General features: G+C 38.9%; 1 protein-coding gene. It reads right to left on the minus strand.

Going from position 1 to position 753, the window contains the following annotated elements:
- Positions 1 to 57: 57 nt before the first annotated feature.
- A partial coding sequence (gene istB, locus M3627_RS20395; RefSeq protein WP_251557269.1) for an IS21-like element helper ATPase IstB occupies positions 58 to 753 on the minus strand: 696 nt, incomplete at its 5' end.

The following is a 753-nucleotide window of genomic DNA, read 5'->3' on the forward strand; positions in this document are numbered from 1 at the left end:
ATGTAACCGTCAAGTAGAATTGAACACTTTTTGCTAATTTAGAGTGAACACTTTTGCTTAAAACAAATTCTGTCGGTTTTTCATCCGATAACTGTCTCCATTCATGTGTATTACCTCCACACGATGTAAAAGACGATCTAAAATAGCCGTAGTAATTCCTTCATCTCCCATTAATTCTCCCCATTGATCTGGACTCTTATTAGAAGTTAAGATGATGGAACTTTGTTCATAAAGATGATTGATCATTTGGAAGAACAGATTGGCCTCGCGTTGGTCCATCGCCATATACATCAAATCATCAATAATAACTAAATCAGAAGCTCTTAATCGTTTCATCTGTACCTGTGATTTATGCGCAAACTCCTCCGTTTTCAGTAGTTGAATTAATTCTCCCATTGTCACAAAGTAAACTTGATAACCTTTGTTAATAGCCTCGATGCCTAAGCCTACGGCTAAGTGTGTTTTTCCCACTCCTGGAGGACCTAATAAGATCAAATTATACTGTTGCTCCAGCCAATTTATTTCTTGTAGTTGAGTAAGTTGGCGTTCACTTAAAGAATTTTGTGCTTCAATACTAAATTCCAACAGAGTTTTCTGATAAGGGAACCGTGCCCATTTCAACCGTCTTTCCACACTCTTAGCTTCTCTTTTCTTCAATTCAAAGTGGGTAATGGCCTCTAGGAACTCTAAATAGGTCCATGAGGATTTCTCAGCTTCGCGAAGGAGCTGTGGAAGCTCCTCGGCTGTTTCGGC

This window comes from Psychrobacillus sp. MER TA 171 (assembly GCF_023713305.1).
GTDB lineage: Bacteria > Bacillota > Bacilli > Bacillales_A > Planococcaceae > Psychrobacillus.